Here is a 13,599-nt window from a genome sequence, read left to right as displayed (position 1 = left end):
CTCATCGCGCGGCAAGCCCACTCCTGCAGGAGCGGGCTTGCCGCCACTGTCTACACTGTCCCTGATCGCTTCCGAAACCTTCAGGAGCCCCTCATGGACGACTCCACCCAAGGCAAACCGCCCACCTTCTGGCAGATGCTGCACAGCATCCTCGCCGCCGCCTTCGGCGTGCAGAGCGGCAAGAACCGCGCCCGCGACTTCACCCACGGCAAGGCCAGCCATTTCATCGTGCTCGGCACGCTGTTCACCCTGGTGTTCATTCTGGTGCTGATCGGCCTGGTGCAGTTGGCGATGCACCTCACGGCCCGTTAGCGTCAATAGCGTCCCTGTCGCGGGCTTGCCCCGCGATAGGAACGGTACCGACACCACAAATCCGCCCACGCAAAACGCAACCCGCCCGCGGAAATCCCTTCCACGGGCGGCTCAGGTTTCACTTCACGGTCTAGAGCATCGCGTTACTGGTGGCTGACCCAATACACAGCCGTCACGACGACAAGGACGATCAGGCACAGGATCGCCCAGGCGTCGACACTGCTGTCAGGCTTGCGGAGCTTGGTCGGGTTTCCCATTGCATTGCCTCTTGTAGTGGTTATGGGAATGCACTTCACACGCAGCAGTTAAGCCCAGCAATGCCCTTCTCTCAAGAAAGGTCTTTCAATAATCGACGGGCGACGCGAGGAACGGGTAGCGGTAATCGGCCGGGCGCCCTTCGGCGCTGAAACGCTGGAAATCGATGCCATAGCCGTCCTGATCCATCAGTTTGAGCCAGCGCCGCGCTTTGGTCGGATCGATCAGTTGCAACACCGGCAAGCGATGCACACGCTGGCCATCACGGTCGGCGGGCAGGCCATGCGCGTCGTCGTGCAACACCACCATGGCCCAGCCGCCCAGCGTGAAGTGCCCGCCCATCAGAACGCCCAGGCGCCCATCGATCCGCGCGCGCAGCGCCTCGGGCGAGCTGTTGACGGCACTGAACAACACCTCGCGCCCAGGCACACGGCCTGCCGCCTCGAAGGCCTGCATGGCGCCGAAGGCCATCTCGTCATTGGCCGACCACACCAAGCGCACATTCGGGTAGCGACGAACCAGCAGTTGCGCCTGCTCGAACGCCCGCTGGCGGTTCCAACCGCCGTACACCACTTGGCGCAGGCGCACCTGCGGCAACTCCGCCAGGGCGCGGCGCATGCCCTGTTCGCGCAACCGAGAGGCTGGGGTGGTGTTGATACCGGCGAAGGCCACGAGCTCCACCGGTTCGCGGGAGGCCGGCAACCGCGCGGCCAGCTCGCGCAGCATCTGGTAGCCGGCCTGTTCGTCATTTCCAACGAAGGTGCCCAGTAGCGAATCGTAGTTGTCCGGGTGCGCCTGGACGGTCTGCGCCTGGCTGTCGGTCAGGCCGTTATTGACCGCGAACAGCTTCACCCCGCTGCCACGGGACAGGCGCATGATCTCCGGCGCCACATACTGCTCGTTCACCAGCACCAGGTAATCGGGGCGCGCGGGCCCTTGCAATGTCTCACGGGCTTGCTCCAACAGGCGCTGCGGGTCACGTTCGGCATAGTGCACGCGCAATTCCATGCCCAAGTCGTCGGCGGCGGCCTGCATGAAGCGTGAGTAACTGACCCAGAACGTTTCGTTGGCAAGGCCCGGGTTGAGAAACACCACCGAAGCGGCCTGTGCGCTGGCTGCCAAGGGCAGGCTCAAGCACAGGCTCCAGAAGGCCTTGAACATGCGGATCATCCTTGCAAAGCAAAACAACCCGATTATAGCCGCGCAGGCCTGCCAACCGGGCAAATGGCAGTCAGTCTCACTTAGTCCAAATGGTTCTTTTCATATGCAAAAACATCACTTTAGCGCATAAATGCAACCTGCTATCGTTCCCCGGCTCCGCCCCGGAGTGCGCGGCCGTGCGCGCGATTAGCTGCATGCAGCCTGAGACAGGACTTTTATGTACGTATACGACGAGTACGATCAGCGGATCATCGAGGACCGCGTCAAGCAGTTCCGTGATCAGACCCGCCGCTACCTGGCCGGTGAGCTGAGCGAAGAAGAATTCCGCCCTCTGCGCCTGCAGAACGGCCTCTACATCCAACGGTTCGCCCCGATGCTGCGCGTCGCCGTGCCGTACGGCCAGCTGAGCGCGACCCAGGTGCGCATGTTGGCGAAAATCGCCCGCGACTACGACAAGGGCTACGCCCACATCAGTACCCGCCAGAACGTGCAGTACAACTGGCCGGCACTGGAAGACGTGCCGGAAATCCTCGCCGAGCTCGCCACCGTGCAGATGCACGCGATCCAGACCAGCGGCAACTGCCTGCGCAACGTCACCACCGACCAGTTCGCCGGAGTCGCCGCCGATGAGCTGGTCGACCCGCGCCCGTGGTGCGAGATCGTCCGCCAGTGGACCACCTTCCACCCGGAATTCGCCTACCTGCCACGCAAGTTCAAGATCGCCGTCAACGGCTCGAAGGACGACCGCGCCGCCATCGAAGTGCACGACATCGGCCTGGAGCCGGTGCGCAACGAGGCCGGCGAGCTGGGCTTCCGCGTTCTGGTCGGTGGTGGCCTGGGCCGTACCCCGGTGATCGGCGCGTTCATCAACGAATTCCTGCCGTGGCGCGACCTGCTCAGCTACCTGGACGCCATCCTGCGCGTGTACAACCGTTACGGCCGCCGTGACAACAAGTACAAGGCGCGGATCAAGATCCTGGTCAAGGCCCTCACCCCGGAAGTGTTCGCCGAGAAGGTCGAGGCCGAGATGGCCCACCTGCGCGGCGGCAACACCACCCTGACCGAAGCGGAAGTCGAGCGTGTGGCCCGCCACTTCGTCGACCCCGAGTACCAGGCGCTGGACAACGTCGACTACACCGCACTGGACCAGGAGCACCCAGGTTTCGCCCGCTGGCGTTCGCGCAACGTCCGTGCGCACAAGCGACCGGGCTACGTGGCCGTGACCCTATCGCTCAAGCCGACCGGCGTCGCCCCCGGCGACCTGACCGACAAGCAGCTCGATGCCGTCGCCGACCTCGCCGACCGCTACAGCTTCGGTTTCCTGCGCACCTCGCACGAGCAGAACATCATCCTCGCCGACGTCGAGCAACGCCAGTTGCACGCGCTCTGGCTGGAGCTGCGCGAGCAGGGCTTCGCCACCCCGAACATCGGCCTGCTGACCGACATCATCTGCTGCCCGGGCGGCGACTTCTGCTCCCTGGCCAACGCCAAGTCGATCCCGATCGCCGAATCCATCCAGCGCCGCTTCGACGACCTGGACTACCTGTTCGACATCGGCGAGCTCGACCTGAACATCTCTGGCTGCATGAATGCCTGCGGCCATCACCACGTCGGCCACATCGGCATCCTCGGCGTGGACAAGAAGGGTGAGGAGTTCTACCAGGTGTCCCTGGGCGGCAACGCCGCGCGTGACGCGAGCCTGGGCAAGATCCTCGGCCCCTCCTTCGCCCAGGACGACATGGCCGACGTGATCGAGAAGCTGATCAACGTGTACATCGAGCGGCGCACCGAAGAAGAGCGCTTCATCGACACCTACCAGCGTATCGGCATCGACCCATTCAAGGAACGCGTCTATGCAGCGAATCATTAAGAACAACCAGTTGGTCGACGAGACCTGGCACCTGCTGCCCAAGGAAACCTCCCTGGACGAGCTGACCAACTGCGACGACTACATCGTTCCCCTGCACCTGTGGCGTGACCATGCGCATGTGCTCAAGGCCCGCGACGGCGGCCTGGGCGTGTGGCTGGACAGCGACGAGGAAGCCGAGGAGATCGGTGAGGACGTCGCGCACTTCCAGGTCATCGCCTTGAACTTCCCAGCCTTCACCGACGGGCGCAATTACTCCAACGCGCGCCTGCTGCGTGACCGCTACCAGTTCAAGGGCGAGCTGCGCGCCATTGGCGATGTCTTGCGCGACCAGCTGTTCTACATGGCCCGTTGCGGCTTCGATGCCTTCGCCATCCGTGCCGACAAGGACCCGGAAGACGCGTTGCAGAGCCTGAAGGACTTCTCGGTGACCTACCAGGCCGCCACCGACGAGCCGTTGCCGCTGTTCCGCCGCCGCTGATCGTCATCGCTGCACCGAACGGCCCGCCTAACTGGCGGGCCGTTGTGTTTCCAGGCCCAGGACGCACGGATAGAACCGCCCCACAGGCTCGGCGTCGTGCCTGTAGGCTGGGCCGCACCGCGATGGACCTCGCCTCGACCTAAACTTTCCCGGTGGCATGCCGATATCACGTGTACTGCTATCTGCATGGACGCCTCATGATGACCGTGATCAACCCAGTCCTACGTTTCGCCCCGACCTACACGCCGTCGCCCCCTCTCCAAGTCAGGAGCGCCGCGCAGCCTGCCCCCAGCCAGCCGAGCACACGCGTCATCCTCGGCCAGGACACCCGCATCGCCGACGCCGACACCTACAATGCCCGCGGTGTCGTGGCTACGCCCGGCCGCTATGCCTGGGAACAGGACAGCACCGACAAGCTCAGCATCGCCCTGCTCGGCGGTATCCAGGCCAAGACCAACGGCGCACGCTTCCAGGGACTGGGCGCGGCCCTGTTGGGTCAACTGGCCAGCAACGGCGGCCAGAACATCTCGCAATCGGTATTCACTGTCTCCGACACCCTGCAACCCGGCACCGAAGCGCTCAAGTTGCAACAGGCCCGTTTGCGCGAGGACCCGGACAACGGCATCAGCTTCAAGCTGACCACCGCCTCGGGCGCCACCGTCAACCTGGTGCTGGCCAGCAATGAAAAGGGCCTGGCAGTCAGCGCCGACGTTCAGGACGGCCAACTCAACGAAGCTGAGCTCCAGGGTTTGGCGGACCTGGCCGATGCATTCCAGGGCGCCATCAATGGCCTGACCGAACAACCACCGCGCCTGCAACTGGGCAGCCTGGTCAACCTTGACCCAACGCTGTTCAGCTCGCTGCGGATGAGCGCCAAGTTCGATGTGCAGGGGGAGAAACAGACCTTCGACCTGAACCTCAACGACCAGGCCCGTAGCGTCAGCCTGCAAGGCCCGTCCGGGAACCTGCAGTTGAACCTCGACACCCGCAACAGCGCCCTGCTGGGCAGCACCGCGCAACGCCAGGCGGCCATCGACAACTACCTGACGCAGTTCGATGCCGCTCAGAGCCGTGGCAAGGGCGATGAAGGCCTGATGAACCTGTTCAAGGACGCCTTCACCCAGCTCAACAGCGTCGATGCCAAACGCAAGCCCACCATCGAACTGGCCTCGAGCCTGAGCGACGGTGACCGCGCACTGCTCAGCGGCCTCTCCGACTTCAGCGCCTCGATCAGCAAGGCCGGCAACCAGATCAACCCGATGCGCCCGAGCGAAACCGACCGCCGCTTCGACTACAACGTCTCGCAGACCACCAACGTCAGTGGTGGCGGCCCATTGAACCGCTCGGTGCAGCAAGACACCCAGGCCAGCCTCAAGGCGAGCTTCCACGAAGGCCTCAACCCATTGGTGGACCTCAGGCTCGGCCTGGACCGCCAGTCGCAGAACTACCGCTACCACGAGATCAGCGACCAGGCCAGCAGCTCCACGCGCCTGGCCTACAACCAGGGTAAGCTGGTCGAAGCCAGCGCTACCCAGCAGGCCACCCGCAACGAACGTGTGCGCACCTACATCGATGGCGTACTCAAGGACGATATCAGCACACCGACGTCGGTGAACCGGTCGCGCAACCTGCGCATCCTGCTCAACGAGGTGTTCCAACAGGAGCGCGCGGCGCAGCGCGAGAACCGCGCCTCGGTCCTCGACGAGGCGCTGAAGGCCCAGCGCAGCAACTGGCTGCTGCAGACCGACCCCTCGAAGATCACCGCCTGAGACTAACGCGTGAGTCAATGGCGGCTCCATCGCGGGGCAGCCATTGACGCTTCTACGGCTATCGCCGCATCACCACGCCAGCGCCTAGCGCACCTCGAACAACGTCACCGCCCGCGCATCCACCGCCTTGGGCAACAGCCCCTCCCGGTAGAACGCATCGGCGATCTTCTGCTGCTCGCCCAGGTCTTCCTGCCTGACCGGCTGCACGTCATAACTGCGCCGCCCATTGGCTTCCTGCACCGTGTTGGCATCCAGGTTACCCCACAGCGGCCCGAGCACCCGCGCCGCCGCCACCGGGTTGGCCTTGGTCCACGCGCCCACCTCGCGCAACGCCTGGTACACCGCCTCGAGCACCTGTGGGTGCGCCTTGGCGTAGTCGCTGCCGGCCAGGTAGTAACGCTGGTAGCTGGCCAACCCCGTGCCATCGACCAACACCCGCGCCTTCTGCTGGCGCTGGGCGCTGGCGACGTACGGGTCCCACGTCACCCAGGCATCGACCTTGCCATTCTCGAACGCGGCACGGCCATCGGCGGGAATCAGGTACGCGGGGTTGATGTCCTTGAAACTCAGGCCCGCCTTGGCCAGTGCCTGGATCAACAGGTAGTGGCTGCCGGCAGCCTTGGTCACCGCCACGCGCTTGCCCTTGAGGTCGCCCAGGGTGTGGAGTGGTGAATCGGCCGGTACCAGAATCGCCTGGGCCGTGGGCGACGGCGTCTCACGGGCGAAGTAAGTGAGCTGCGCGCCAGCGGCTTGGGTAAACACAGGCACGGTGTCGGCGACGTCCGCCGAGAGGTCGACGTTCCCTAGGTTGAGCGCTTCCAGCAGCGGCAGGCCGCTGGGAAATTCATGCCAGGTCACACGAATGCCTTGGGCCTGCAGGCGCTGCTCGAGGGTGCCCCGCGCCTTGAGCAAGGTCAGCAAGGTCGAAGACTTCTGGTAACCAATGCGCAAGGTCTGCTCGGCACTGGCCGTCGCCGGCAGCGCGCCGCCGAGCAGCAGCGCCAGGGCGGCCAGGCGCAGATGTTTGAATCCGATCATGGGACGCGTTCTCCAGGTCAGGGCTTGGCGGCCAGGGCGGCCGACGGCACGCTGAAGCCGGCGGCGAAGGTCGGGGTCACGTCCAGGCGTTGATTCATCAGGCCATGGGCGTGGTAGAAGTCGGCGGTTTCCTGCTGCTCGGCCACGGTCTTGTCATCGATGCCCTGCCAGCGCAGCTTGCGCCGCTCGAACTGCAAGCGCGCGGCATCCTCGGGAAAGCCGATGATCGCCGCCAGGGTTTTCGAGTAACTGTCCAGGTGCTGGTTGGCCCACACCTGCGCCTCGGCCAGGCGCTTGAGGTAGTCCTGCAAGGCCGCGCGACGCGCCGGGTCTTCCAGGGCCTTGTCGGTGGCGGCAAGGAAGCTGTTGCCGCTGGAGAGGTTACGGCCATTGACCAGTACCCTGCCTTGCCCGCTGGTTTCGGCCAGCGCGGTGTAAGGCTCCCAGGTCGACCAGGCGTCTACCGAGCCATTGGCCAAGGCGATCTTGGCGTCTACCGGGCCGAGGAAACGAAACTCCACGTCCTTCTCCGAAAGCCCGGCCTGATCAAGGGCCTTGAGTGCCAGGTGATGACCGATCGAACCACGGCCGGTGGCGATGCGCTTGCCCTTGAGGTCTGCGGCGCTGTGCAGCGCGGCATCCGGGCGCACCAGCAAGGCGGTGCCGTAGGGGTCGGACTTGTCCACGGCGATCGCCTTGACCGGCGCGCCGGAGGCCAGTACGAACAGCAGCGGCGCATCGCCGATGATGCCCGCATCGATCGCGCCGGCGTTGAGCGCCTCGGCCAGCGGCGCGGCGGCAGGGAACTCGGCCCAGTGAATGTCGTAGGGCAAGTCGCGCAGGGCATCGGCGGCTTCCAGTTGCGCGCGCATGTTGCCCTTCTGGTCGCCGATGCGCAGGGTCAGGCGGTCGGCGGCGAACGCTTGGGTGACCAGCAACAGGCTGGCGGCGGCCAGCAGGAGACGGGAACGGATCGGCATGGGGCTCCTCAGGGGTCGGTGTGCGGATTGACAGAGGAGAATGTAACGGGGACCAATAAATAAATTAAATTAATTTTAGGAATAACCTAATATGCATTTAACATCTTGGCCATACGCAATGCCACGCGACTGCGCCGGTACCGGCAACCACCCCGTCTCAGATCGCCTGTACCGCCAGCAACTCGGTCAACACTTCGGCCAGCGCCTTGACCATCACATCGGCCGTAGGCCGGTGCACGATGACAATCTCATAGCTGTCGACCTCCGGCAGCCCTTGATCGGCGCCGAGTACCCGGTGCTCGGCGGTGGCCGCGCGCGGGGGTAGCAGGCTCACGCCCATGCCGTCGGCCACCGCGGCCTGGATGCCAGACAGGCTGGAGCTGGTGAAACTGATGCGCCAGCGCCGGCCCATGCCTTCGATCGCGCTGATCATGTCGTCGCGGTACAACCCGCGCGGAGGGAAGGTCACCAGCGGCACCGGGTCCAGCTCGAAGGACGGCATTCGCGCACTGTCGATCCATTGCAGGCGCTCCGGCCAGCAGGCCACGCCCTCACGGCTGTTACGTCGCTGCTTGAGCAACACCAGGTCAAGCTCGCCGTTGTCGTAGGCCTGGCTGAGGTCGCGGCACAACCCGCTGGTGACCTCCAGCTTGACCTGAGGCTGGCGTCGGCTGAAGGCCGACAGCGCATTGGTGGTGCGCCCGCCGACGAAATCCTCGGGCACGCCAAGGCGTACGGTCATGCCGACCCTGGCGCCGGCCAGGGCTTCGAGCATCTGGTCATTCAGCGCCAGCATGTGCCGGGCGTAGCCCAGCAAGGTCTGCCCGGCGTCGGTCGGCAGGACGTCGCGGTGGCCGCGCACCAGCAGGCGGTGGCCGACCATCTCCTCGAGGCGGCGGACCTTCTGGCTGATGGTCGACTGGGTCGAGTGCAGGCGCGCCGCCGCCGTGGTGAAGCTGCCACAGTCGGCGACCACGACGATCGCGCGCAACAGGTCGAGGTCGAACAGGGCCCTATTCGATTTCACGCTGATGGACATCTGGGTATTCAACTTTCAAATAACGAACCTGACTTCTAGCACGCCCTGCCCTAGTCGCCAAGCGCTACCCCCTCGCGCCGCGGGTCGGCGCCGGCGCTCCAACCCTGGCCTGTGCGCAGGATGATCTGCGTGCCGCTGGTCATCTCGATCGGCGTAACGTCGTGCCCACGTTCGACCAGGGCCCGCACCAGCGCCGGGCTGACCAACCCCGCCTCGACCTCGGTGCTGGCATTGCGGCTGCCGAAGTTAGGCAGGCCGATCGCGGCCTGAGGGTCGAGCTTCCAGTCCAGCAGGCCGACCAGCGCCTTGTTCACGTAGCCGATGATCTGCGAGCCGCCGGGCGAGCCGAGGCTGGCCAGCAGTGAGCCGTCGTTGCGGGCGAACACCAGGGTCGGGGCCATGGCCGACAGCGGTCGCTTACCCGGCGCTACACGGTTGGCCACGGGCAGCTCGCCCTCGCGCGGCACGAACGAGAAGTCGGTGAGCTGGTTGTTGAGCAAAAAGCCCTTGACCATGATGTGCGCGCCGAAGGCGGCCTCCACCGAGGTGGTCATGGCGATTGCCCCGCCCTGCTCGTCGACGGCCGACACGTGCGAGGTGGAGATGCGCAGCGGCGAGCGGTCCGGCGCCAGGGCCAGGTCGGCGCCGGGCGGGGTACCGGCGCGGGCGCGCTTGAGGCTGTGCTCGCCGATCAGTGTGGCGCGCTGGGCCAGGTAGGCCGGGTCGATCAAGCCCTTGACGTTGACCCCCACCTGGTCGCTGTCGCCCAGGTATTGCGCGCGGTCGGCGAAGGCCAGGCGCTCGGCCTCAGCGACCAGGTGCACCGCCAGTGGCGCGGGCTCCAGGCCTGCGATGCGGGTGGTCGGCATCGGTGGCAGGCGGGCGAGGTCCAGCCGTGCATCCTTGCGCTGCAACGCCTCCAGGATGCCCAAGGTCTGCAGCACCGCTACCCCACCGGACGACGGCGGTGGCATGCCACAGACCGTCCAGGCCTTGTAGGGCCCGCACACGGGCTCGCGCTCGCGCGCCTGGTACTGGCGCAGGTCGTCCAGCGACAGGTGCCCGGGGTTGGCGTGAGCGCGCACGCCGGCCACCATCGCCTCGGCGATTTCACCGCTGTAGAACGCCTGCGCGCCCTGCTCGGCGATGCGTTCGAGGGTGCTGGCCAGCTCCGAGTTGCGCAGGCGCGCACCCACCGGCCAGGGTTGGCCGTCGGCGTCGAGGAAGTAGCGCGCCATGGCCGGCGCCTCGACGATGTAGGGGTCTGCGACCAGCAGGCCACGCAGGCGCGCGGACATCGGGAAACCCTCTCGCGCCAGGGCGATCGCCGGGGTGAACAGCGCCTCCCAGGGCAGCTTGCCGTGCTGCGCGTGCGCCATCTCCAGGGCCCGCAGCACACCGGGCACACCGACCGAGCGCCCGCCGATCTGCGCCTGGCGAAAGCCCATGGGCGTGCCGTCGGGTCGCAGGAACAGGCGCTCGTCGACGCTGGCCGGGGCGGTTTCGCGGCCATCGAAGGCCTGCACACGCTGGCCGTCCCAATAGAGGATGAACGCCCCGCCACCAATGCCGCTGGATTGTGGCTCCACCAAGGTCAGCACAGCCTGCATGGCGATCGCGGCGTCGATGGCGCTGCCGCCAGCGCGCAGGATCTCGCGCCCCGCGGCGCTGGCCAGCGGGTTGGCCGACGCGGCCATGTGGCGGCTGGCCTGGGCGGGCACCAGGCCGGTGCGGTAGCCCGAGGCCAGTTCGGGGGGTGGAGGGAGCGTTGCCGAGGTGTCCGCGCCGCTCCAGGGGCTGGCGGTTGCCAAGCAGCACAGCGCCAGGGTGCGCAACAGTCGGTGTGAATACCCTTTCAAACGTCTTCCTGCCTTTGGCCAAGGTAAGGTGAGCGCTTCAGGATACAGGTTATGCGGCCGACTTGCCCCGCGATGAAGCCCCCATCAATCCCCTACTCCACCACCTCGAACGGCAACCCCACGTAGTTCTCGGCGATGGTCGCCAACCCCGCCGGCGACGACAGGTAGTACTCGCGGTCGGCCTCTTGCATCTTCTGGTCCCAGGCGTCCTTGTGCGGGCCGAAGTCATGCAGCAGCTGGGTCATGAACCAGCTGAAGCGCTCACCCTTCCACACCCGACGCAAGGCCAGCTCGGAGTAGCGCTCCAGCAGCTCGGTGCGCCCTTCGCGGTAGACCTTGACCAGTATCCGGTACAGGTAATTGACGTCCGACGCCGCGAGGTTCAGCCCCTTGGCCCCGGTCGGCGGCACGATGTGCGCGGCATCGCCGACCAGGAACAGGCGCCCGTACTGCATGGGCTCGACCACCAGGCTGCGCAGCGGCGCAACGCTCTTTTCCAGCGATGGGCCGGTGACCAGGCGTGCACCCACGTCCTCGGGCAGGCGCGCCTTGAGTTCATCCCAGAAGCGCGCGTCAGGCCAGTTCTCCACCCGCTCGTCCAGCGGTACCTGCAAGTAGTAGCGGCTGCGCGTGTTGGAACGCTGGCTGCACAGCACGAAGCCGCGCTCATGGTGGGCATAGATCAGTTCGTGGCTGACCGGAGGGGTATCGGCCAGCAGGCCCAGCCAGCCGAACGGGTAGACCCGCTCGTAGTGCTTGAGCACGCCTTCGGGAATGCTCTGGCGCGACACGCCGTGGAAGCCATCGCAGCCGGCGATGTAGTCGCAGTCCAGGCGCAGCGTCTGGCCCTCCTGCTCGAACGTCACGTAAGGCTGCTCGCCTTTGACGTCATGGGGCTGAACGTTGCTCACGCTGTAGAAGGTCGGTGCGCCGCTGGCCTGGCGGGCCTGCATGAGGTCGCGGGTGACCTCGGTCTGGCCGTAGACCATGACCGTCTTGCCGCCGCTCAGGGCCTTGAGGTCCAGGCGCTGGCGACGGCCACCGACCAGCAGCTCGACGCCTTCGTGGACCAGCCCTTCGCGGTCCATGCGTGCGGCGACGCCGGCCTCGCGCAGCAGGTCGACGGTGCCCTGTTCGAGCACCCCGGCGCGGATGCGCCCGAGCACGTAGTCAGGGGTTTGGCGTTCGAGGATCACGTTGGTGATGCCGGCCTGCTGCAGCAGTTGGCCGAGCAGCAGACCGGAGGGGCCGGCGCCGATGATTGCAACCTGAGTCTTCATTGTTGTTGTCTCGTCTTGTCGATGCCAGGCTGGCGGTGGCCGGGCATTCGTTGCTAGGGTTCGCCCCTGCATTTTTACTGGCAACAACAGGCCTAAAAGTGTGCTATCCCATGGATAACCTGCACTTTTGAAAATTTCGTTCGATCAGCGAACAGGTGCTTTCATGAAATCCAGCCTTCCTGGCGTGCCGCTGTTCCAACTGTATGGTGAAAACCACGCCTGGCCTGGCACCGATCTGCTGCACTGTGAGTCGATCCCGGCACGCAGCCGCCTGCACCATTGGGAGATCAAGCCACACCGGCACGCCGAATTGTTCCAGTTGCTGTATGTGCAACGCGGCCAGGCGCAGGTGGAAATCGAGGGCCGGCGCAGCGAGATTCGCGAGGCGGCGATCCAGGTGGTGCCACCGCTGACCGTGCATGGCTTTCGGTTCAGCGCCGATATCCAGGGCCATGTGCTGACCTTCGGCGCGGCGCTGGTGGCTGACTTGGAGCAACGCCTGGGCGCCCCCTTGGGTGTGCTCACCGCACCGGCTTGCTACCCCTTGGGCAAGGAGCGTCGACACCTGCACGGGCTGGTCGAGACCTTGCAGCAGGAATACCAGGGCAATGCGCCGGGACGCGCGGCCATGTTGCAGGCGCTGGTCACCGCGTTGATGGTGTGGATCAGCCGCCGCCAGCAACTGGGCCAGGCCCCACGCAACCGTGACGAACGCGACCGGCAACTGCTCGGCCGTTACCTGCGGTTGGTCGAGGCCCACTACCGCCAACACCTGTCGGTGGAAGACTTTGCCGCGCGCCTGGGCATCACCAGCCTGCAACTCAACCAGCTATGCCGCGAACTGACCGGGCAGACCGCGTTGCAAGTGGTGCACCAGCGCCTGCTACTGGAGGCGCGCCGTAGTCTGGTGTATACGCGTATGAGCATCGGCCAGTTGTCGGACAGCCTGGGGTTCAGCGACCCGACCTATTTCGCGCGGTTCTTCAAGCGGTTGAGTGGGGTGACGCCCAATGGGTATCGGCGGCTGGCGCATGAGCAGTGAGGTGGGTGGGCACCGCGATAGGGCCAACACAAACCCACTTGACGTATACGTCAACCTGCCTTTAGGTTAGCCCCACCACCTCCCCGCGAGCCCCAGCATGAGCAGCCAGACCTACAGCATCTCCGACTTGTCCCGCGAGTTGGACATCACCACCCGCGCCATCCGCTTCTACGAGGAACAGGGCTTGCTGTGCCCCGAACGCCGAGGCCTGGAACGCATCTATTCGGCGCGCGACAAGGTCACCCTCAAGCTCATCCTGCGTGGCAAGCGCATCGGCTTTTCCCTGGCCGAATGCCGCGAACTGATCGAACTGTACGACCCCAGCGGCGGCAACCTCAAGCAGCTCAACAGCATGCTCGCCAAGATCGCCGAGCGCCGCGCCCAGCTGGAGCAGCAGATGCTCGACATCCAACAGATGCACCTGGAGCTGGACACCGCCCAGGAGCGCTGCGAGCAGGCCCTGGCCGCCACGCTGAACAACAAACCGCACGACCACCGTTGATTCGCCACAGGAAC

12 protein-coding genes are annotated in these 13,599 nt (G+C 65.6%); 6 read left to right on the top strand and 6 right to left on the bottom strand.

Features of this window, described 5'->3' with window-relative positions; all coding sequences use genetic code 11:
* Positions 1–93 precede the first annotated feature (93 nt).
* Positions 94–312, top strand: coding sequence for a DUF2970 domain-containing protein (locus P0Y43_RS02545; RefSeq protein ID WP_275635725.1), 219 nt, complete (start codon positions 94–96; stop codon positions 310–312).
* A 342-nt stretch (positions 313–654) separates the two neighbouring features.
* Here P0Y43_RS02545 and P0Y43_RS02540 read toward each other — a convergent pair whose 3' ends face one another.
* On the bottom strand, positions 655–1,728 hold the full coding sequence (locus P0Y43_RS02540; RefSeq protein ID WP_275635724.1) for an ABC transporter substrate-binding protein: 1,074 nt from the start codon (positions 1,726–1,728) through the stop codon (positions 655–657).
* Positions 1,729–1,945: 217 nt separating this feature from the next.
* Here P0Y43_RS02540 and P0Y43_RS02535 point away from each other — a divergent pair, with 217 nt between their 5' ends.
* From P0Y43_RS02535 to P0Y43_RS02525, 3 genes are all read left to right on the top strand, one after another.
* Positions 1,946–3,598 (top strand): nitrite/sulfite reductase, encoded by a 1,653-nt coding sequence (locus P0Y43_RS02535; RefSeq protein WP_275635723.1) that lies wholly within the window; start codon positions 1,946–1,948, stop codon positions 3,596–3,598.
* Positions 3,582–4,076 carry a DUF934 domain-containing protein gene (locus tag P0Y43_RS02530; RefSeq protein ID WP_275635722.1) on the top strand — a complete coding sequence of 165 codons (495 nt, stop codon included), beginning with the start codon at positions 3,582–3,584 and terminating at the stop codon, positions 4,074–4,076. Before P0Y43_RS02535 ends, P0Y43_RS02530 begins: the two co-directional genes overlap by 17 nt.
* A gap of 197 nt (positions 4,077–4,273) precedes the next feature.
* On the top strand, positions 4,274–5,845 hold the full coding sequence (locus tag P0Y43_RS02525) for a hypothetical protein (protein ID WP_275635721.1): 1,572 nt from the start codon (positions 4,274–4,276) through the stop codon (positions 5,843–5,845).
* Between the two features lie 84 nt (positions 5,846–5,929).
* Here P0Y43_RS02525 and P0Y43_RS02520 read toward each other — a convergent pair whose 3' ends face one another.
* The 5 genes from P0Y43_RS02520 to pobA all read right to left on the bottom strand — a co-directional run bounded on the left by P0Y43_RS02520 (position 5,930) and on the right by pobA (position 12,041).
* Positions 5,930–6,883: an aliphatic sulfonate ABC transporter substrate-binding protein gene (locus tag P0Y43_RS02520; protein ID WP_275635720.1), complete on the bottom strand. Its 954-nt coding sequence runs from the start codon at positions 6,881–6,883 to the stop codon at positions 5,930–5,932.
* Positions 6,884–6,900: 17 nt separating this feature from the next.
* Entirely contained in the window at positions 6,901–7,863 is a 963-nt protein-coding gene (locus tag P0Y43_RS02515; RefSeq protein ID WP_275635719.1) for an ABC transporter substrate-binding protein, read from the bottom strand.
* Positions 7,864–8,020: 157 nt separating this feature from the next.
* Positions 8,021–8,902, bottom strand: coding sequence for a LysR substrate-binding domain-containing protein (locus P0Y43_RS02510; protein WP_275635718.1), 882 nt, complete (start codon positions 8,900–8,902; stop codon positions 8,021–8,023).
* Positions 8,903–8,952: 50 nt separating this feature from the next.
* Positions 8,953–10,740 (bottom strand): gamma-glutamyltransferase family protein, encoded by a 1,788-nt coding sequence (locus tag P0Y43_RS02505; RefSeq protein ID WP_430540215.1) that lies wholly within the window; start codon positions 10,738–10,740, stop codon positions 8,953–8,955.
* 113 nt (positions 10,741–10,853) lie between these two features.
* A complete protein-coding gene (pobA, locus tag P0Y43_RS02500; RefSeq protein ID WP_275635717.1) occupies positions 10,854–12,041 on the bottom strand; it encodes a 4-hydroxybenzoate 3-monooxygenase in 1,188 nt (395 codons plus the stop codon).
* A gap of 163 nt (positions 12,042–12,204) precedes the next feature.
* On the opposite strand from pobA, the gene P0Y43_RS02495 reads away from it, so the two are divergent.
* Together P0Y43_RS02495 and P0Y43_RS02490 are read left to right on the top strand one after the other, a co-directional pair.
* A complete protein-coding gene (locus tag P0Y43_RS02495) occupies positions 12,205–13,083 on the top strand; it encodes a helix-turn-helix domain-containing protein (RefSeq protein WP_275635716.1) in 879 nt (292 codons plus the stop codon).
* Between the two features lie 97 nt (positions 13,084–13,180).
* Positions 13,181–13,585: a MerR family transcriptional regulator gene (locus P0Y43_RS02490; protein WP_275635715.1), complete on the top strand. Its 405-nt coding sequence runs from the start codon at positions 13,181–13,183 to the stop codon at positions 13,583–13,585.
* Positions 13,586–13,599 lie beyond the last annotated feature (14 nt).

Origin of the sequence: Pseudomonas entomophila (assembly GCF_029193575.1) — a bacterium.
In the GTDB taxonomy this organism is placed as follows: domain Bacteria; phylum Pseudomonadota; class Gammaproteobacteria; order Pseudomonadales; family Pseudomonadaceae; genus Aquipseudomonas; species Aquipseudomonas entomophila_G.
Note: the sequence above shows the minus strand (reverse complement) of the source record. Positions and strands in the feature narration are given on the sequence as shown.

Excerpts from the sequence above, each read along its gene's own strand:
- P0Y43_RS02515 (WP_275635719.1), bottom strand. The coding sequence starts at position 7,863 with ATGCCGATCCGTTCCCGTCTCCTGCTGGCCGCCGCCAGCCTGTTGCTG.
- P0Y43_RS02545 (WP_275635725.1), top strand. The coding sequence starts at position 94 with ATGGACGACTCCACCCAAGGCAAACCGCCCACCTTCTGGCAGATGCTG.
- P0Y43_RS02535 (WP_275635723.1), top strand. The coding sequence starts at position 1,946 with ATGTACGTATACGACGAGTACGATCAGCGGATCATCGAGGACCGCGTC.
- pobA (WP_275635717.1), bottom strand. The coding sequence starts at position 12,041 with ATGAAGACTCAGGTTGCAATCATCGGCGCCGGCCCCTCCGGTCTGCTG.
- P0Y43_RS02510 (WP_275635718.1), bottom strand. The coding sequence starts at position 8,902 with ATGTCCATCAGCGTGAAATCGAATAGGGCCCTGTTCGACCTCGACCTG.
- P0Y43_RS02520 (WP_275635720.1), bottom strand. The coding sequence starts at position 6,883 with ATGATCGGATTCAAACATCTGCGCCTGGCCGCCCTGGCGCTGCTGCTC.
- P0Y43_RS02530 (WP_275635722.1), top strand. The coding sequence starts at position 3,582 with ATGCAGCGAATCATTAAGAACAACCAGTTGGTCGACGAGACCTGGCAC.
- P0Y43_RS02490 (WP_275635715.1), top strand. The coding sequence starts at position 13,181 with ATGAGCAGCCAGACCTACAGCATCTCCGACTTGTCCCGCGAGTTGGAC.
- P0Y43_RS02540 (WP_275635724.1), bottom strand. The coding sequence starts at position 1,728 with ATGTTCAAGGCCTTCTGGAGCCTGTGCTTGAGCCTGCCCTTGGCAGCC.
- P0Y43_RS02495 (WP_275635716.1), top strand. The coding sequence starts at position 12,205 with ATGAAATCCAGCCTTCCTGGCGTGCCGCTGTTCCAACTGTATGGTGAA.
- P0Y43_RS02525 (WP_275635721.1), top strand. The coding sequence starts at position 4,274 with ATGATGACCGTGATCAACCCAGTCCTACGTTTCGCCCCGACCTACACG.